Raw genomic sequence first — 19267 nt, 5'->3', positions numbered from 1 at the left:
ATGTCAGGTACGGTTTTTGGCTTGGCTCATTCATTACTATCACTCCTGAATGTCCTAGCAGTACAGGGTCGGCCTGCCCTTTAACCCATCTGGGGTTATCCAAATCCTCCCAGCCTTGGTTTATACGATGCGCATGACCGTCTCCGGTACCACCGATTTGCGCAAACCGGGCCCCATCAAGACGTAGATTGTACGGTGAGTATGAAACAGCCCCCCCTCATCAAACCGGTGCAGCGGTGACGTGCGCACAAAGTCACCCGCGCCCCAGCGCCCGGCGCTGTCGTAAACGACCGTGTGGGCATAGAGCATCACTGGCAATCGATCCGTTGTGGCCAGGGCAATGCAGTGCTTGTCCTCCATCATCAGGTCGAGCCAGATCCAATCGCGTACCAGGCAATAAGCCTGGCGAGGGAAATGCTCTCGCAAATAGATATGAGCTTCGTCCACAGTTAGCGCGCAGCCAGGCATCGGCTCACCTGGGCCCTGCAGCAGATCGAGAACAGACTGCAGATCATTCATGCACACACCCCGAAATCGTCACCAGCAGTTTCATCAGCAGAGTTTTCGCCGCTCTCTGCTTCGCCGCAAAAGCCATCGGCGACGTCCCTAAGATCCAAGATGCCAGAGGGTTGTCGCGCAGCAATCCGCGTAGGTCTTGTCCAGGTGGACGCCCGCATTGAGGCGACATTGACCAGCGCATCCACAGAAAACAGCACGCCTCGCTGGTAACCCGAAGAGGTTTCGTGCGCCCCTCGGGCAAACACACCCGCCGTCTGCAGAGGCTTCATCAACCATAAGGTTTTGCTACCCAGCCGTTCCGCCGTATCACCTGCTACTACGTAGGTGGAGAGGAAGGTAATCAGGTCAGCCAGGGCTACGAACACCCGGTGTTTATCGCACGACTCACGCCGCGCCGGCAGAAAGCCCTGCTCGATCCAAGACTTGATAGTCTCATGTTTCCAGCGGGTGAGTTTGGTCAGCTCGGTGATCGTCAGTTCGACCGATCCCGACCCCGTTTTTACTGCCGCCATAACGGCGTCTTCATCGAAACAGTAGGCTTTTAGCCCATGTACCGCTGGCAGGCGCACAATCGGTTTGAGCGCTCCGGCGAAGATCTTGCGCAGTAGCTCACCGGCCTGTGCATTAGAAAACCGCTTGCCGCTGATTTCGTCGAGCATGATGAGCTTATCGCCATGGCGATGCGGTGCGCCGAAGCTCAACTGGGCCAACAGGGCTTCAGCCTCGGCACTGCGAAAATCACCCTTGGCAAACAGGGGCCGTTGACCGGCAGGGATTGCGGTGAGCAATCCTATCTCTAGCAACCGGTCACGTACGCGCCGACCGATCCCGAGAATCTTCAGCAGATCTTTGGCGGATACGAAGCCGGCAGCGGCTTGCTTATGCGCCGCCACTTCGGCGCGAGCCACCAGGCAGTACTCATTCGCGCCGCCCTGCAGGATCACGCCCTGCAGTTGCCCACTTTTCACAAGGGCTACAATACGATCCGCGGAGCTTCCCAGTTCACGCGCAGCTTCCGCCGCTGTGTAAGTCGATTTCAGGCCCAGCAGGTCGGCCCCCATCTGCTTCATTTTACGGTTGATGGGCGCCTGCGCGTGTTCCAAGAGCACCCGGTAAGCGACCTCACGGATGGGGCGGTAGGCTTCAGCAGCAAAGGTGCGATTGAGCTCGAAGTACCAACGCCCCAAGTTAGCGATAAAGCGGCTGCTTTCCAGGGCGTTCGCTGCGTGAACCCGGTCTAACACGAAGGCGCGAAAGCGCCCCGGCAAATCTTCAGCAAAAGCATAGGCGGCGCGATTGATATCCAACGCCCTAGCCCAATTAATCGGCGCGTTTTTCCGATGAGGTACCACAAGATCAAGGTTGGCCAAGAATAATAGGAATGATTCGATATCGTCAGGTAGACCAGCAAATCCGGTTAACCTGGCGTCGGCGTGCCCATGCAGCAAGTCCGCCACGAATAAGCTGGCTGCATCGGCAGGCAGCACCTCGACATCCGCAAACTCACAACCACAGTAGCAGCTCTGATAACCCCCGCGCCCTGGGGTGATCGGTGCCTCACACTCTGGACACCGTGGGAGGAGTAAGACACGGTGTACCGGGCAGGCCGTCATCAACACGTGATGCCAAGCCTGACGGATGTAACCTTGCTCGCGTAGGCAATGCGGGCATACTGGAACCTGAGCACTGCGCAAAAACCGCGTATTGCTTAATCCGCCCCGGACACTTTTGAAAGCGGCCAAAGCCGCTACTGCCGACTGGTCAAAGCCATAAGCCTCACCCAGCGTCTTAACCTCTGCCTCGCTGTAGCGAGCTTTGAAGCGAATGCCCACCTGCTGAAGTAGTCGTGTCGACGAACCTAGAAAGTTTTCCTCGGCCAGCCGCATCAGGTAGCCATTGAAGCTCTCGTCGGCATGAGGGCTGGGCCTAAAAGACAGTAGGTCGTCGTTCATAGTGTGACCCCCGCTTCCTGCATGACCTGGGTGTAGACCAACGCCATATGCTCAGTCTGAATCATTTGGGTTTGATCGAAGGGGTTAAACGTGATGAGTCGACGCTGGGTAGCCAATCGGTAAGCGGCAGCAAATTCGGGGTAATGCGCCACGCACTTGTGGGCCCCTAGGGCCTGTACCTCTATCAGGATCTTGTTTATCAACCCATAACGGCCAGCAGTGGCAACGTACATGCGACGGGCGAAGTCTCCATCACTGGCAGATGGGATGTGCCAGCCAATGTCGGCAAAGAAGCCTAAGGCCCCCGCCAATGCGCTACGGAAATGCCGGTAGTCCTCGCCTTCCCAGAAGTATGGATAAAACTCCACGGCACCACGTGACCGATCTGCGAGTTGTTCATTGTGTTGGAAAAGGCCCATCAATGTTGGCAAGCCTGCCAACACCATGCTCGCGGTGGTCTGATCGAAAATTCCTTTGAGAAGATCGGCGGCATCGCGCTGCCGTGTCGATGTACCGCGTTCCAGCATGTGTTGAGTCTCATCGAAAATGATCAGCTCAGTCTGATGCTTGTTTGCCGCCCGGATGAAGGCCTGCATCGCCATGACATGATTGCTGTAGAGCTCAGCGCGCATCCCGATCCCCGCCAAGCAGGCATCGACCACTGCGCGGCCTGTGAGATGCTTCGGCGTCATGACGAAAACGACCTTTCTCGACTTCGTATCAGTACCCGAAAGCTGCAGTCCGTCAGCAAAGCGCGAGATCAATTTGGACTTACCAACTCGGGTCGGGCCAATGATTGGCAGGATTTGCGGATCTCCCTGACGGGCACGCTCCAGCGCATGCTGAAGAGCCGTGCGAACGGACACGAATCGCTCATGATTGATCAACTGGCCCGCGATGCTACTCATGGCTCAAATCCTCGCGCGGGGCGGGCTCAAAATAATCGTCGTCGGTCGACGTGAGCACCGTGGGCACGGGCACCACTGGGAGCGCCTTCTGCAGCTGCTCTTCGACCTGAGCATAGTGTTTTTCGCGCTCATGATCGCGAGCTGCCTTGTTGTTGTCCTTGACTCTAGCCTTGCCCTTCTTGCGACTGTCCGCAGACCATTTCTGAAGGAGTTGCGCATACACACGCTGATAGTCATGTGCTTGCATGCCATCAATAGGACGTCCATAGGTCTTGCGGAGGATCTTGATTACCTCAAAGGAAACTGCCGGGACGCCGAGCATTTTGCAGTCGAGCTTGATCAACTCATCAGTACGCGGATTTACCGCATAGATGGCCGTGCAATCGCCAGGGTTGAAGAGGATGGTGACTTCAGTCAGCGCGTACTGCTTGGCCAAGGCAGCGAAGGCATAGCTGTGGTATTGGAAGTTTTCGAAGTCGATACCGTAGTGCTGCACTCTACGTACATCCCGGTTCTTCTGCAGGATCAAACGTTCAACCCGCTCCAGCGAAGGCGGCGGCGGTGGCATGAATCGCCTTAGCTCTTCATCCATTGCCTGCTTGATGCTCATAGGCCGCTGGTATCGGAAGCCCAGCTTTTCCCTAGGTTGGTGGATGTACACGTCCCCAATGAATTTCATCAGTGCGCGATAGATGTCCTCAACGGAGTAGCAGGCTTCACGACTGGCGCGCTCGTGGCGGTCACTCACACCGGCCTGGGAGCTGTATTTGGCACCCGGTAGACGTTTGAAGACATATTCATCCAAAGCCTTGAAGAGCGATTCAACATGGGGCTTGTCGTCACCGCGATAGGCACGCGCATAGTGAATGTCGATCCCTAGGTCACGGACGATTTCGAGCGAAACTCCGGCTGCGTTTTCCGACGCGTTATCGAGTAATACTTTGCCGAGTCCACAGGGTGCAGGCCAATCTGTGGTCAGATCGAATCGCTCTTTGAAGGCTGCATCTTTGGGCGAGAAGAAAAACTCGAAGAGCTTGAGCAACGTGTACTCGCTGGGGGCACCGCCAGTCACGTAGATGGCTACCGGAAATCCGGTGCGAGTACATACCATCGCGTACAGCGTGATCTGGGTGTAGTGCCGCCCGAACTGATCCGAGGCGTATAGATCGATCGTTTTGGCATCGACTTGCATCAGCTCGAAAGCGTATTCGACATGGAAGGAATTCACCGCCTGGCGTGACAAAAGGCGATAGGTACGCGGATCCATCCGACCACTGAGTACCACGTCACGTGGCATGTCCTGGATCATGCGGGAGATGGTCTTGGCGCTGAGCGTAAGGGGGCGCCCTTGGGCGTCGTGTTCGTCTTTCAGCGCATCGTTAATGATCACCGTCATGGCGGCGACGTTGAGCTTGTCGTCCTTGGCAAAGGTTTCAAGGAGGATCTTTTCAGCCAGAGCCTTGGGCCGGCTTTTGTCCGACCAACCACGACCGCCCCGCCCGCTGAAGTGAGGGATCAACCCTTCAAGGCCGGACTTGGCATATTGACGTTGATAGGCCTTGATCGATTTCGCGGACGGCACGGACTTGCCGTGCTGCTCACCAAGGCGGGTCACCGACTGCTGTTTCTGATCCTCATCAGACCTTAGGTACTGGTCGGACTCCACCAAACTGACTAAGGCCTTGCGATACAGCGCTTCGGCATACTCCGAAGGAGTCCAATTCTTCTTAGCCCGCTCCACGGAATGTCCCGAGATTCTGATAGAACCTGAAGACATCTGATTATAGAAATCCTGGAAATCGAGCGTTCGTTCAACGCCGCCCTTTCCCTGCAATACGATGTCACGCAGATCAACCCGCATTGATTTGATCAGGAAAGGATCGCCCGAGACCTGAACCACTGCGCCCTCATGGATAGGATTACGCATAGCTCAGCACCTGGAGCATCGACAGCTCGCCATGAGCCGGCATGACGTGAAAGTCCATCGAGAGGATCGAGCTGGAGGACAGGTCGACTTTGAGAACACCATTGAGGAGGGCGGCAATCAGGTAGTGATTCATAGGCTCTAAAGACTTGAGCACTTGGCGGACATGTCCCTGCTTGATCGACAACGCGTCCACGGCTTCGGCCAGGTTGGCTAAGTAGGTACTCGCCTGACGATGAAACTGGTGAAGCACCTCAATGTTCTTTAACAACAGATCACCGAACTCCTCTCGTGTGAGCACCACGAAGCGCATACCCTGGGATCGGCAGAAGGTATCAATCGCATTGAATAGCGCCTCATGGCGCTGACAAAAACGCTGGGGCTTTACCTCGTAGATATACCGAATACCACCCACCCGGTTACTGAGGTCGTAGGTGTAGTAACGACTATTGGCAGCTTTCGAGTCCGGTAGGGCCGCGTAAATCTCGCCACTGCCTAAATCGAATGTTTGCCCCTGGGCAGTGAGATCGTGACTTCGTGGATCGAGATCCAGCAGCTTTGCAATCGCCAGCTCGCCGGCAGATTCGAGTCGAATTTCCATGCCTGTTTTGACGGACTGCATGACGTAAGCCTTCCGCCCTCGATTCGTTCGCCGGGAAACGTCACGTGTTGCGGGAGGGCTGTTTGAGTCTCGTTTCATTTGGTACGGTTCATCAAATTGGTTCTGTACGTATAATCCTGACCCATCTCGACGTCAACCATTTGTTGAAGCACACCAAAAGCGTTAGCCTTAAACATTCTTAACTTCCAGGCTATCGAATGGCTCGAAAAGCGCTCCATCATTGGTACGGCCTATACCAAGCCTTGCACCCCAAAATCGATAGCTTTGAAGGTGAGGGCGGCGTCTATCGGTTCCTGCGGCATGAGGCCGAAGACTCGGGTTACGACGAAAAAGTACTGAAGCGCATGCTGAAGGCGGGGACGTTTTTGGATCGCTTGGCTGGCGCCGGGTTAGCCCTTGACGACGTCAAGTGTGGCTATGCGCACGTGGAGTTGCTGGAACGTCTACACCAGTTTTCTCCTGCGGAAGCTCAGCACCTCCTCACTGACGTTCTGTCTAACAGCATCACGCTCAAAAACCTTCGCCTGGTGGTTGAGGAAAATGCAGCCAAGGGTGGTCAGGCGCAGCTCGCCGCAAAATCAAAAGCACGTTCCTATGTAGCTCAGCACCAACGAGCCACTGTCGAACTCGTGCCACGCATGGGTACAGCCTTCTTCGGTAGCCCAAGTGGCGAATTCGTATTGGTCAAAAGCTTCCTGTCACTTCGTCAATTCATTCTGATCAACGACAAAACCTCACCGGTCGCCATCATTCCCCGCGTGGGGGATTCTTCCATCAAGGAATGGCATGCTGCTGAAGAGATTCTGAAAACTGCGATGGCGGTTAAGAACAGGCTTTCCCGGGTCTGGATCATCCTGCCCTATGACTCCCCCATTGCAGCGTATCTATTTGCGTACGCATACAGAGAGCGAGCCATAAATTCCTGGCTCTTCATTGCCACAATCAGTAAAGACGGCACTGACCTGCAGCGTTACAACGATTCAGCCACGCTTCTAGGGCTGGACTTGAGGGGAGCCGGGGGAGGCGATTGGGCCGGACACTCATTAGTGGATGGCCGGATGATATACGGCGATCTGCCGCTACTTAGAGGAACAGGTATTGATTAGCAGGTGTCCATTATCATCTAAATGCATGGCTATGATTTACTCTCTGCTTAGCACGGCATCCTTGAAGGCCATCAAATCGTGAAAGTCAGATGGCGATCCTTCCCTAGTCCGGTTTAGATAATGCCCTTTGATTCCGAGGGCTATTGGCCCGTCTCGATCACAGCGCTGGGAATCCCCGATCATCCAGACCTTGCAGGCGTCTACAGCTAAATCAGTCAGCACTGCATCGTAGATACGTCGATCTGGCTTAAGCGTCCCTATCTCATAGCTGAAGCCGTAGCCCTCCAAGTCAGGAAAGATGCGCTCAACAGCCGTTCCATAAGGTTGGGCCAGATTTGAACAAATCGCCACCTTCATTCCCTGTGCCCGCAAAGCCCCAATGCAGGAGAGGGCGTCTGCGAAGGGTTGGATGTCAGCCAGCTCAGCATCAAGCTCGGATTGGATACGCGCAAGCTCAGTCGGTGGCACATCAATGCCGAAGTGATCGGCAGCTTGCGCAAGGCTCCAAGGATGGCTCATGAGCGCCGATGCATCATCCGGCCTCGGACGCCGACCTTGCGCGATACCGAGCTTGAGAAGCTGACGAAATGGATGGCGCGCGTTCTCGATCCGTATGACGGTACCGAACGCATCAAAGATGACAGCTTGGACATGGCTCACACGCATACTCCCTCCAGACCATCGAACGTCACAGAATTTATCCCTAGTGAAAGCCAGCCTTTTGCTGTGCAGAAGCTACTTTTCTCCAAGGCAAAGCTAATCAGGCCTATAATGCAGGGCTAGTATGAGGTCAACCTATGGCAAGCGCCGATCAGCTCAAAGCCCTGCTCAAATCCCACATCACTGGTGATGACAGCCACTTCTTCTCCGTTGCGATGCAGGTGGCAGCGCACGAGGCAAAGCTTGGCCACGGAAAACTGGCAGAGGAGCTCAAAGCTCTGATCGATGCAGCGAAGGCTCGGCCCTCTTCAAAAGTACCAAACAAGACGATCCCTATCAGCCAACCACGTGGTGAGTTGGTCGGACTTCTCCAAGCCTCTTATCCACAAGCTCGACTTTCCGACATGATCCTGGATGACCAGGTTGCTATGCGTTTGCATCGGATCATCAAAGAACAGCAGAACCATACGAAGATCCGTGCCCACGGGCTTTCACCTCGCCGGAAACTGTTATTGGTCGGGCCACCAGGCACTGGCAAGACACTGACCGCCTCTGCATTGGCAGGTGAGTTGGGTGTCCCGCTGTTTGTTGTGCGACTTGATGCCTTGATCACCAAATTCATGGGGGAGACCGCCGCCAAACTGCGCCAGGTCTTTGATGCCATAACGGAAGTACGCGGTGTCTATTTTTTCGACGAGTTCGATGCCATAGGTTCGCAACGTGGCCAAGCTAATGACGTCGGAGAGATACGCCGCGTGTTGAATAGCTTTTTGCAAATGCTGGAGCAGGATCAGTCCCACAGCCTGATAATCGCGGCTACAAACCACCCCGAAATTTTGGACTACGCCCTGTTCCGACGGTTTGACGATATGATCCAGTACGGACTTCCTGAAGCCGCTCAGATCATCGCGGTGCTAAAGAATCGTTTATCCACCTTTAAACCGAAACGCTTGGCTTGGTCGAAGCTCGCCGATAAGGCAATAGGTCTGAGCTATGCAGACGTCGCACGGGCGGCAGACGACACCCTCAAAGATGCAATTATTCATGACCGGGTATCAATTACGGATGCTGATATTTTTAAGATGTTGGAAGAGCGGAAGCTGATCAGTAAGAAAATACTAATCGACAAATAATTCAAAGAGCAGTATCGCGATGACGGATCAACGCAGAGAAAACCTCCCGCACTTGTTTCCCCAGAATACTTCATCCCCAGAGCCGTTCACTTCCCATCGGGTTCCAGTAAGGCCCCCACCGCTCCCTGTTCGTGACCGTGCCCTGCACGGCAATGCTTTGCGCGAACAACTCCAGCAGATCCGCCCTATTGCGGAACAGGCGAAAGAAGAACAAGCGGCACTTGGCATCCTAGACGGTGTAGGCCTTCGCGTTCAGTTTGAAAGCTTTGATGATGTCAAACTGGCCTTTGAAAGTTTGGCAAATAAACCTAAGGGGATCGAGCTTCTCAATTATAAGGAAGAGGGAGAAAGAGGCTTTGCGACTGTTTTCGTCCCGGATGGCAAGCTCGATTATTTTGAACGGGTCATCGTCGAGTACCTTGATGATCGTAAAGGTTCTACAGGGCGAAGCCTTGACCACAAAGCCCTAATCAACACGATTCAATCCATCCATGTGGCTCAACTAGAGGCGCTATGGACGGATGCTCCGGCATTTTTTCCTACAGACGAAAACGAGATTATATGGTGGGAGGCTTGGTTACCCGTCAGGGATAATCGCAACCTGGTGGTTGCAAGCTTCATGCAGGCCGCTCAGCTACTCGGTATTCGAGTACTGGAGGGAAGGCTTATTTTCCCAGAACGAACGGTGCTGACAATCCAATGCAGCAAAGCACAGCTACAACAGTCAGTTCTGACTCTTAACAGCATCGCTGAATTACGCAGGGCAAAGGAAACGGCAGATTTTTTTGATTCGTTTACACCTGCAGAGCAGCACGAATGGGCTGCTGAACTTCTGGGTAGAACAACCTTCACCTCTTCAGAGCATACTCCGCACATCTGCATTCTTGATACGGGCGTGAACCACGGCCACCCACTTTTAACTCCAGCACTTGTGGAACCAGACCTTCACACTATCGAGCCGGATTGGGGTGTAGATGATCGTCATGGCCATGGCACCAGCATGGCTGGATTAGCCCTTTATGGCGATTTAACCCATACATTAAGATCAGCGGAACCTCTGATCATTGAGCATCGTCTTGAGTCTGTGAAGCTGCTACCAAGCGACGGAGCAAATGCTGGAGATGAGAAGAATTTTGGCTTCAATACAGTCGAAGCAGTAGCTCGCCCCGAGATAACGGCACCTCTAAGAGCACGACTGTTCAGCATGGCAGTCACTACCGTAGATGGCCGAGATCGGGGCCGCCCCTCATCCTGGTCATCCGCCCTTGACCGTCTTGCCTTTGATGCAGATGGCCAGGGAGCAAGCCCACGGCTATTTGTTATTTCTGCAGGTAACATTCGAGAGAGCAGTGAATGGGTGGACTATCCAAGTAGCAATACATTGATGGGTATTTGCGACCCTGCACAGGCTTGGAATTCATTAACTGTCGGAGCATTTACCGATCTAGTCGAGCTCGCACCTGGCTTGAGAGCTGTGGCCGCACAGGGAGGCCTGAGCCCATTCAGTACAACGTCGCAGAACTGGATCAGCCATTATCCCCTGAAACCAGATGTGCTCTTCGAGGGAGGTAATCTTATCCATGATGAGCTGCTGGGCCCTGCCACTGCAGGGGAGCTATCACTGCTGACCACTCATAATCGCCCAGTCGACCGCCATCTGACATTGGCCACTGCCACCAGCGCCGCGACCTCGCTTTGCTCCCGGATGGCAGCTCAGCTAATGGCCGCATACCCAGCGCGCTGGCCTGAAACCATCCGGGCATTGATCGTTCATTCTGCTGGATGGACTGATGCGATGAAGCAGATGTTTCTTCCGCAAAATCGTAATCCAACAAAACAGGACTACGAACGTCTGGTTAGGCATTGTGGCTTTGGCGTACCCAGCCTGGATCGAGCTAAATGGAGCGCGTCTAACTCGCTGACGCTGATTGTCGAGGACACCCTCCAACCCTTTAAAAAGTTGAGAGGGAAAGACCCCTCTCCACGGGAAATGCACCTGCACGAGCTACCCTGGCCCAAGGACGAACTTGAAGCATTGGGGGCAACCGACGTTGAAATGACCGTTACCTTGTCCTACTTCATCGAACCTAATCCATCCGCCCGTGGAAGATCTCGCTATCGATATGAATCCCACGGTCTTCGCTTTGACGTAAAACGTCCAACGGAAGATGTGCCCCGGTTCAGAGCCAGGGTAAATGCCGCTGCGCTCGATGATGAAAACGGAGTACCCAACCAAGACAATGATCCAGCATGGACTCTAGGCAAACAGAAACGCCATCGTGGTTCACTTCATCAGGACACTTGGAATGGCACTGCAGCTGAGCTGGCAAGCCGTGGCTATCTTGCCGTGTACCCATCATTGGGATGGTGGAAGACCAGAGGAGCCTTGGAGCGGTATGACAGCCCGGCACGGTATGCGCTGATTATTTCTATTAAAGTACCGGAGGTTGATACTGATATTTATAGTGTAATCGCCGAGAAGATCGCTCCCGAAAATGTCATTCTGGTGTGACGATATGATCCGCGAAAGCTCTTGAAATGAGCCTTTTGCCTCGTTGGACGAACTTTGTGCTTGCCCCAGCTCTGTGGGCCGAAATTTGAGTCATGGTAAATTACGACAGCGTGGGTGCCATAGGTGCCCTTGCGCTCAAACAGCGGCCAACCTCGTTTACTCAAGCAAAAAATCCCTCGTGGATGCGCTCTAAACTGTCGAGCACAGCGGCATAGCCGGGCGTCGTCGCCACCGCCTCCCACGCCGTCATGCCATCCAAGAAGCTGTGAACGGTGCTGAGCCAGAGACACGCCTTGTCGGGGTGGCCAAACACTTGCTCCGACCGGAGGAGGATCATGCTCACTCGGTATAGCCGATCCCCTTCCGCGCGGGAAAGCTGTTCCCGTTTGACGCGTCGGCGGTACAACGTCCGAGACGTGAGCACGCCGACCGCGACGGCGCTGACACCGTGTTGCGCCAGATGCTCAAGGGCTACGAGCGGCACCCCTTCTCGAATAAACGTATCCAACGGTTCACCCTGCGGCGCTCCCATTATCTCCAAGACTTGTGCTTGCAATTGCGGGTTCATGACGCTCTCCGGACGCAACCACGAGCAAGTATAGGCCAATACCCGTGCTCGCCTCGCGGGACTCGATCCGCCGCGTCGGCTTGCGCGTAATGGTGATTATGGTCAATCGCCCCCCACAGTTATCCACAGCCTAATGACACTAAAGGGGCAAGTCCATGGTTGCGCTATACCAGCAGGGTAGGGCGTGGCTGGGGGCGACTCGCTGCCAAGCCGGGAGGGCCGCTGAATGAAAAAAAAGCCATTGCGCAGGAAACGCTGGCCACGCTGGTCGAGCTTGGCGCCGTGCGGGAGTTTCGCGTGCTGCGCGACGGCGAGGTCTGGCGCCTGGAGTTGCGCCTCGGCAGCAAGTGGCTGCCGATCCGCTCGCGGCGCGAGCCGGTGCGGGTGTGGCGCTCACTGACCGCCGTGGGACGGTTCTGCGAAGGAGTAGGCATCAAGGTGATAACGGTCGAACTCTAATGAAAGGCGCATTAACCAGGTATCTGACCTGTAACCGTCGCGTCTTGCAGTGCCGCCGCATAGCGATCCAATAGCGCCACCTGGTTGCGGGCTTTGAGGGCATGCAGTCGTTGTTTCAAGCGTTCACCATCGGGATGCGCACAGGCAATCAAGCGCCCCACACGGCCCATTGCACGGCGAACCAAAGGCTCCAGCTATGTCCACGTCCTACCCTGCGTCGCCTGATCCTCCAACTGTTTTACCGCTGCCCGTATCGCTTTACGTTCGGCCTTGGGTATGCCCGGAATCTGGTTAAAGATGGTTAGTCCCGTCACGGTCAAAGGCACGAACTCATCTATGACCTTCATCTTTAAGGTTTGACCGCGCCTGCGGACATGCAACTTGGAGCGTTTCTGATAGCAACCTTTCTCAGCAAGCATGCCAGTCACCGCTGAGACCAGCTTCGTTAGCATTACTGAATTCAGCGGCGTCAGGGACGAGATCGTAATGTCATCGGCAAATCGCGAGTAATTCAGCCCCTGCGCTTCCAGTCTGGCTACCAGCATGGGTTCCACATCCCAGAACACTAAGTTGGCTAAATATCCACTGCTACTGGCCCCCTGTGGCACAACACCATTACGGGTGGTCAGCAGGGCCAATAGCTTCGAAACCTCCTCAGAAAAACCAAAGAGCCTCTCAAATATCTGCTGAACATGCTGCACCTTGATCGAAGGAAAAAAGTCCTTGATGTCCTGTAGCAGCACAAATTTAGCGTTGCCATGGACTTTGGCATTGGAATAAATACTTCGGCGGTTCACAGGGTCTTTGATCCCGCCATGGAGATATGCCGGGAAGCGAACACGCGCTAGTAAACGATCTACTATTTTCCGTTGGATACTTTTCAGCGGCTGGAAAGCATCGTAGGTGTCACGGGGGGTGCCGTCTTTCTTCTCTTGCGGTACATAGCGGTACAGATTGGAGCTGCACATGGCTAAGCTTTCGAGGAGTTCGACGGATTCGCCAAGGGTCAATGACAGCGCCTTCAGGCTGTAGATCGGTTTGAAGGGATAAAGCGGAGCATCCATTTCCTGTCCCCAAAATGAAATGAGGCCGATCACTGGATCGGCCTCATTAGAATTCGAATGATGTGGTTTGTTGCGTCATGAGATTACCTCAAAAATTGTCTCTGCATTTTCGCAGATCCAATCCCAAGCAATCACAGCCTTTTCCAAAATCCAGATGTAGTATGGAATACGTTTGGCCACTTTGGCTGCCTCGACAGACAAAGTCTTTAAACGATTTCCCCACTTGCGATCTTTCTGCTGAAGGGCTGCTTCTACTTTAACGCGGGCATCTTCAGTGTTGTGCATGTGCTGATCGATACGAATACCGACAGCTTTCTTTACTTTCTTCATGGTTACAGTTCCTTACGGTGGATTACTCCGCCGCCAGGTATTCCGGGCCGAATGGAACTTTGAAGATGCCGCTACAAACTACAGTTCTGCTTATCAAATCCTTGATAAGCCGTCCGCCGCGTTTCTGTCGATTAACCGATGGGACGTCGCTGACAGCCTCGTGACGTTTGCCACGAAACCCTCAGCGCTGAGCACATCGGGGTGACGACAGGTGTGGGGCGAAGGTAGCTCTGGAGAACACCAAAGCCGGTCAGTTTCCCGACCACCAACTGCAAGCCCGATTGATAACCATGTTTAAAGAGCACCTGGGCGGTAACACCCAGCACCAATAGTTTTACCTGAGGTAAGGAGTAGAATTCAACTGGGAAATGTCACCGGCCATTTCAGCTATCCGGTGACATGTTCTCGATCAGATATCGATGGAAGGTAGGGACTTCACGATTTTCATCGTTTCCAAACTAACGGTGATCATGCGAAGGAACAACTCCAACGGATATTTTGGGTTGTTCATGGTTTCGATGGCCCAAGCGTTGGCGTCGTTGACAATGCCGCTGGCCTTGTCGGTTTTGACGCACTGGCGCTCGACGACCCAATCCAACGCGGGCTTGCCGTTGACCACATATTCGTAGGCTTCTAACGGGATACCGGTGACGGTGATCTTGGCGTTGTAATGCAGAGTCGTCAGGTCTTTATCTTTGCCCTTCTTGCCATACTTCATCTTCTCGACACGGTAGTCGCTTGACTGAGCCGGATTGCCTTCGATCTTAGCCTGGTATGGCTCGACAGTTTCATAGTTGATGTGCAGCTCAGCCAGAGCGCGGCCTGCTTTGGAGAAAGACCAAAAGCCCGTGGTAGTTTTTACGCATGGGATGCGTGGTAACTCCTTAGTCAGGTTATCCGCGTATCGTTCAAGGTAGTCCGGTGAGTGCAGGAGACCATATACGTAGTAGAACACGTCTTCTTTAGTAATCTGCTCGCTAGGGTATGCTGCTTGGAAGTGAGCGAATCCCTCATCTGTCAGGGCATCGCGGCGCTTTCTATCAGTAGTTGCGGGAGGTAGTGCCTCAAATAGATCAGCATTCTTCGGCACATCGGCATCATATTCATCAGCCGCGTCTTCATAAAGGTATAGCGGGAAGCATTGACCAGTCTGCATCAAGTGTAGATCTGGTAAATGGTTTGTAATCAGAGCGGAAAAGTCCTTCTGGGCACCGACAGCATTTATGCATATTGCCCGATTCTCTGTCGTAGCATTCGGAAAAATACGTGGCATGTGATTTACATATGCATTCAAATTCCGATGGTAGTATACCCACTGCTTTGTATAAGGACGGTACATGCTAGGAACAAGATTTTGAACATCAAACTTAAAGCGCCGAGATTTCGACAAATCCTGCTTTAAGCTGCGATTCCAGCTGATTTTCGTCGGATCGGTGCTAATAAACCCATCAACCTTGGTTTCTCGTAATTTTTTGTCCAACCCATGGTGGGTTTGATTAAATCGATCTACTTCATTATTGTAGAAGCCAATCATACGACTCATATTTTCGATTACGCCATTCTCGGCAGAGTTGTAACACCAAGCATCACGATTGGTTTCCAACCCTCTTGAATAGGTAGAAAATAGCTTGTTTGTTATGGCAACATCTTTACTACCCAGAACAATATAATCACTAAAACGATCATCTCGTTGATTGAGCCAATCACCATGTTCATCTGGTCTAATGGTCTGCCAGCCGTCCGCAGCAGCGATACCTGCGATACTGGTAAACTCAGCAATTTTAGCCAATTTTTCCCCGCGCTTGAGGTAATCACCTACGTTGTGGAAATAAATTTTCCCCACATCTGTGGCCTCCGGGTTTTTGACGAGCAGAGTGATCGCAATTGGAGTAAGACTTCCCCCCCTGCCTCCATGTGCAGCAAACAACGGATGCCCTTCTCTGCGGCATCTTTCACCAGATGTCCTGCCATTTCCGCGCAAATGAAAAACATAGATACTGGAAAACTCATCAGCTAGGCATTGACGTAATCCGTCGAAGGTTCCCCCTTCCAAGAAGTTAGCATTTGTGACGAATCCAATCACCCCGCTGCTACCAATACGGTCGGATGCCCAACGGATGGCTCGAATATAGCTGTCGTAAAGCCCGTTCTTGTTGGTGGCCGTTGAGCGTTCAGCATACGTGGAGCGTATACGACCATCGAGAAATGGGTATTCAACATTCTGGTTGTTATCGTTAGCGCTTGCCTGCCCGGCAGAGTAAGGAGGGTTGCCAACAATGACGCGAATATCTAGATTTTTCTGGCGAGTGCGCCGGGCACTGTTATCCACCAGTAGCTCATTTATTAAATCTTCCTTCTCGTACATCTGAAAAGTATCGGTTAGGCAGATGCCCTCAAAGGGCACGTAATCACCCCCCACTAAGCTGTGATATACAGCCTCGATATTAATCGCAGCAATATAGTAGGCCAGCAATACGAGTTAATTTGCATGGATCTCATTTTTATACTTGTACGGCAATTGCTCGGGAGTAATCAGGCCGCTTTGTAAGAGACGAGTTATAAACGTACCTGTACCGGTGAAGGGATCAACGATGTGAACCCCTTCACTACCGAGTGTTTGGCCAAACTCGCGTTGCAGGATGTTATTAACGCTGTGGATAATGAAGTCCACTACCTCGACCGGTGTGTAAACAATCCCCAAGCGATCAGTCATACGAGGGAAAGCATTGCTAAAGAACTTGTCGTACAGCTCGACCACGATTTTCTGTTTGCCTACCGCGTTGTCAATGCCTTCGGCGCGCTGACGGACGCTTTCATAAAACCTCTCCAGCGTATCGGCTTCCTTGTCCAGGCGATGCTCATCCAGTGCGTCAAGCACGCCTTGCATAGCCTGTGACATGGGGTTGTGCTGCGCGAAGCTGTAGCTTTCGAACAAGGCGTCAAACACTGGTTTGGTGATCAGGTGCTGGGCCAGCATTTCGATAATTTCGCCATCGGTGATGCTGTCGTTCAGGTCGTCACGAAGCTCTGCAGCGAAGGCTTCGAAGGCAGTCTTCTCTGAAGTGTATTCGGGGTTTTCCAGGATGCCTTGGATACGGTCGATATGGGTGCGGGCGATTTTGGCGATGTCATTTGCCCAGTCTTCCCAGTGGTGGCGGTTACCACATTTCTGCACGATCTTGGCGTAGATGGCGCGCTCAATCTCGCCTACTTCGTAGGTCAGGTCTGCTTGCTGGGTCATCTGGCCTTCGGCATCGTACTTGCCACGGTTTTCGCCAATGCCGTACTGACCTTTCCCTGCCTCCTTGTTTTTAGTGCCTGAGCTGCTTTTCTGCTTTTTCTCCACCTTATCGGTGATGGCGATGACTTCCATCTTGCGTGGGTCGTGGCCGATCAGGTCGAGCTTGTTGACCATGGCATCGAAGGTATCATCATGGGAACGCAGAGCTTGCAGAACCTGCCAGACCACCTTGTAGGTCTGATTGTCGTTAAGGGCTTCGTGCGGCTCCATTCCGGCAGGGATGACCACGGCAACACCACGTAGCCACGCTTCTTGCCAGGGGAATTGCGCATCACTCGGCCCACAGACTGCACCACGTCGACTTGAGAGTTGCGAGGGGTCAGAAATAGCACGGCGTCCAAGGCTGGCACGTCCACACCCTCGGACAGGCAGCGCACGTTGCTGAGGATGCGGCAGGTGTTTTCTGGGGCGTCTTCCTTCAGCCAGGCCAGCTTTTCTTCTTTCTGGCTGGCATTCATGCCGCCATCGACGTGATCGGCTACGCAGGTGATACGCTCCGCTGCCTCAATTTCTTCGGACTCCTGGTAAGCCTCCACCACGGACTGGAACATGCCCGCGATATTCTTGGAGCTGACCTTATGTTTGCCTCCCTTGTAGTCAGGCGAAATCACTTGGCAGAAGGCTACGGCTCGCTTCATCGGCTGATTGTCACCGACCAGATCGTCAGTTAGGCCTTGCTTGGCCAGAGCTTTCCAACAGCCGACGATTTTTGCGGCATCATCGACCTTGAGCTGGTTATCTTCATCTTTTAGCAGCTCCTGGAGTCGTCGGCTGATGGCGCTCTCTTCAACGGTGAGCACCAGCACTTTGTAATCGACCAGCAGCCCACGCTTCACCGCCTCGGAGAAGTTGATGACGAACAGCTCTTTGCCATAGAGCAATTCATCATCCATCGAGCACAACGTTACATCCCCGGATTCGGCTTTCACCTTGGCGCTATCGCCATAGATGCGCGGGGTGGCAGTCATGTACAGGCGCTTGGCTGCGCGAATGTAGTCAGCGTCGTGGATTCTGACGAAGCTGCTTTCATCGTCCTCTCCGAAAGTTGCCCCAGTGGTGCGGTGCGCTTCGTCGCAGATGACCAGATCGAAATCGGCCAGGCTGTGCTCAAGCTGGGCACGGCTGATCACATCAATCGAGTGGTAGGTGGAGAACACTACGCTCATATGCTGATCATCATGACGCTTGGCCATTTCCGAAGCCAGCCGCTGAGGTTCGGTTGTGGCGGGGTAACGAAGCTCGTGGGTGAAGGTCTGCACCACGTCATCTTCTTGCTTACGTTTCTTGCCTACGTCGCTGTCTGAACACACTGCGAAGCTATGCAGTGGAATTTCGCTCTCTTGTGTCCATTCGGTCAGGGTCTGCGACAACAGTGACAGGCTGGGCACCAGGAACAGAACGCGCTTGCCTTTGCCTGTCAGCTTTTCAGCAATTTTCAGACTGGTGAATGTTTTCCCCGTCCCACAGGCCATGATCAGCTTGCCGCGATCCACTGTTTTCAGACCTGCCTCAGTGGCATTGAGTGCTGTCTGTTGGTGATCCATCAGCAGCTTCTTGGCTTTGAAAACGGCTGCCTGTTTCGGATGGTACTTGGCCCAGTCGATCTGGCTTTCTTCCAAGGCTTGCAAGTCGATTTTACTGACAGGTGGATGCTGATCCTGCAAAGCATCATTGGCGTGTTCAGTCCAGTTGTTGGTTGTGGTCACAATGATGCGATGGGAAAAAGGTTTTTTTCCGGAAGCTGTAAAAAAGCTATCGATGTCTTTCTTCTGTACGCGGTAGTCCTCAGCGTACAGCTTGCATTGGATAGCGTGGTATTCACCGGTGCCTTGGGTTTTGGCAACTAGGTCGATGCCGGTATCGCGTCCGTCTTGCCCTTGTTCTTTGGCCCAATATGAGTAAGTCCACACCTGCTCGTAGAGGTCACGGTAGGTGGCCTCATTACGCAGGTAGGTGCAGATCAACTCCTCAAAATAAGTCCCTTTCTCACGCTCACTGGCGGAGGCGGTACGGTAGGTATTGAGCAGAGCTGCAAGTGCGGACATTGGAAATTCCTTTAATACGGCAGGCGCGTTACGAGCGCCAAATCGCAGCAGTCTATCAATAGGAGCACCTGTGAGCAGCCAAAAGAAAACCCCGGAAGATCTTGGATCTACCGGGGTTTTTTCCTATATCAGGTCGAGCCAATAATTTTGGCTGAACCGTGTAA

15 protein-coding genes and 1 pseudogene are annotated in these 19267 nt (G+C 53.4%); 4 read left to right on the top strand and 12 right to left on the bottom strand.

Annotated elements, in window-relative coordinates:
• Positions 1 to 120: 120 nt before the first annotated feature.
• The 5 genes from BMX68_RS05515 to BMX68_RS05495 are packed head-to-tail and all read right to left on the bottom strand — an operon-like array spanning position 121 to position 5925.
• Positions 121 to 519 carry a DUF6957 family protein gene (locus BMX68_RS05515; protein WP_017132216.1) on the bottom strand — a complete coding sequence of 133 codons (399 nt, stop codon included), beginning with the start codon at positions 517 to 519 and terminating at the stop codon, positions 121 to 123.
• On the bottom strand, positions 516 to 2471 hold the full coding sequence (locus BMX68_RS05510) for a TniQ family protein (protein ID WP_017132217.1): 1956 nt from the start codon (positions 2469 to 2471) through the stop codon (positions 516 to 518). Before BMX68_RS05510 ends, BMX68_RS05515 begins: the two co-directional genes overlap by 4 nt.
• Positions 2468 to 3379: a TniB family NTP-binding protein gene (locus tag BMX68_RS05505; RefSeq protein WP_017132218.1), complete on the bottom strand. Its 912-nt coding sequence runs from the start codon at positions 3377 to 3379 to the stop codon at positions 2468 to 2470. The genes BMX68_RS05510 and BMX68_RS05505 overlap by 4 nt, the downstream gene beginning before the upstream one ends.
• Positions 3372 to 5306: a TnsB C-terminal domain-containing protein gene (locus BMX68_RS05500; protein WP_017132219.1), complete on the bottom strand. Its 1935-nt coding sequence runs from the start codon at positions 5304 to 5306 to the stop codon at positions 3372 to 3374. The genes BMX68_RS05505 and BMX68_RS05500 overlap by 8 nt, the downstream gene beginning before the upstream one ends.
• Positions 5299 to 5925: a hypothetical protein gene (locus BMX68_RS05495; protein ID WP_017132220.1), complete on the bottom strand. Its 627-nt coding sequence runs from the start codon at positions 5923 to 5925 to the stop codon at positions 5299 to 5301. Before BMX68_RS05495 ends, BMX68_RS05500 begins: the two co-directional genes overlap by 8 nt.
• Positions 5926 to 6122: 197 nt before the next feature.
• Here BMX68_RS05495 and BMX68_RS05490 point away from each other — a divergent pair, with 197 nt between their 5' ends.
• The gene (locus BMX68_RS05490; RefSeq protein ID WP_017132222.1) at positions 6123 to 7031 is read left to right on the top strand and encodes a hypothetical protein; all 909 of its coding nucleotides are present in this window, start codon (positions 6123 to 6125) and stop codon (positions 7029 to 7031) included.
• Positions 7032 to 7067: 36 nt separating this feature from the next.
• On the opposite strand, the gene BMX68_RS05485 is transcribed toward BMX68_RS05490, so the two are convergent.
• Complete coding sequence (locus BMX68_RS05485; RefSeq protein WP_026013202.1) at positions 7068 to 7691, bottom strand: HAD family hydrolase; 624 nt, start codon at positions 7689 to 7691, stop codon at positions 7068 to 7070.
• A gap of 137 nt (positions 7692 to 7828) precedes the next feature.
• Between BMX68_RS05485 and BMX68_RS05480 the strand changes: the two genes are divergently transcribed.
• Both BMX68_RS05480 and BMX68_RS05475 read left to right on the top strand, forming a co-directional pair.
• Entirely contained in the window at positions 7829 to 8824 is a 996-nt protein-coding gene (locus tag BMX68_RS05480) for an AAA family ATPase (protein ID WP_017132224.1), read from the top strand.
• A 19-nt stretch (positions 8825 to 8843) separates the two neighbouring features.
• Positions 8844 to 11336 carry a S8 family peptidase gene (locus BMX68_RS05475; RefSeq protein WP_026013203.1) on the top strand — a complete coding sequence of 831 codons (2493 nt, stop codon included), beginning with the start codon at positions 8844 to 8846 and terminating at the stop codon, positions 11334 to 11336.
• Positions 11337 to 11496: 160 nt separating this feature from the next.
• Here BMX68_RS05475 and BMX68_RS05470 read toward each other — a convergent pair whose 3' ends face one another.
• The gene (locus BMX68_RS05470) at positions 11497 to 11904 is read right to left on the bottom strand and encodes an antitoxin Xre-like helix-turn-helix domain-containing protein (protein ID WP_017132226.1); all 408 of its coding nucleotides are present in this window, start codon (positions 11902 to 11904) and stop codon (positions 11497 to 11499) included.
• Positions 11905 to 12159: 255 nt separating this feature from the next.
• Between BMX68_RS05470 and BMX68_RS05465 the strand changes: the two genes are divergently transcribed.
• On the top strand, positions 12160 to 12363 hold the full coding sequence (locus BMX68_RS05465; protein WP_086009306.1) for a hypothetical protein: 204 nt from the start codon (positions 12160 to 12162) through the stop codon (positions 12361 to 12363).
• An 11-nt stretch (positions 12364 to 12374) separates the two neighbouring features.
• On the opposite strand, the pseudogene BMX68_RS05460 reads toward BMX68_RS05465, so the two are convergent.
• The 5 genes and pseudogenes from BMX68_RS05460 to BMX68_RS26715 form a co-directional block, all read right to left on the bottom strand.
• A pseudogene (locus BMX68_RS05460) lies at positions 12375 to 13427 on the bottom strand (reverse transcriptase family protein).
• 75 nt (positions 13428 to 13502) lie between these two features.
• Entirely contained in the window at positions 13503 to 13757 is a 255-nt protein-coding gene (locus BMX68_RS05455) for a hypothetical protein (protein ID WP_017132230.1), read from the bottom strand.
• 409 nt (positions 13758 to 14166) lie between these two features.
• A complete protein-coding gene (locus BMX68_RS26725) occupies positions 14167 to 16230 on the bottom strand; it encodes a type ISP restriction/modification enzyme (RefSeq protein WP_428829770.1) in 2064 nt (687 codons plus the stop codon).
• A 6-nt stretch (positions 16231 to 16236) separates the two neighbouring features.
• On the bottom strand, positions 16237 to 17172 hold the full coding sequence (locus BMX68_RS26720) for a hypothetical protein (RefSeq protein WP_428829771.1): 936 nt from the start codon (positions 17170 to 17172) through the stop codon (positions 16237 to 16239).
• Positions 17151 to 19103 (bottom strand): restriction endonuclease, encoded by a 1953-nt coding sequence (locus BMX68_RS26715; protein WP_428829772.1) that lies wholly within the window; start codon positions 19101 to 19103, stop codon positions 17151 to 17153. Before BMX68_RS26715 ends, BMX68_RS26720 begins: the two co-directional genes overlap by 22 nt.
• Positions 19104 to 19267 lie beyond the last annotated feature (164 nt).

The organism is Pseudomonas agarici (assembly GCF_900109755.1).
GTDB classification, from domain to species: Bacteria; Pseudomonadota; Gammaproteobacteria; order Pseudomonadales; family Pseudomonadaceae; genus Aquipseudomonas; species Aquipseudomonas agarici.
This window is presented reverse-complemented; position numbering and strand designations above follow the sequence as displayed.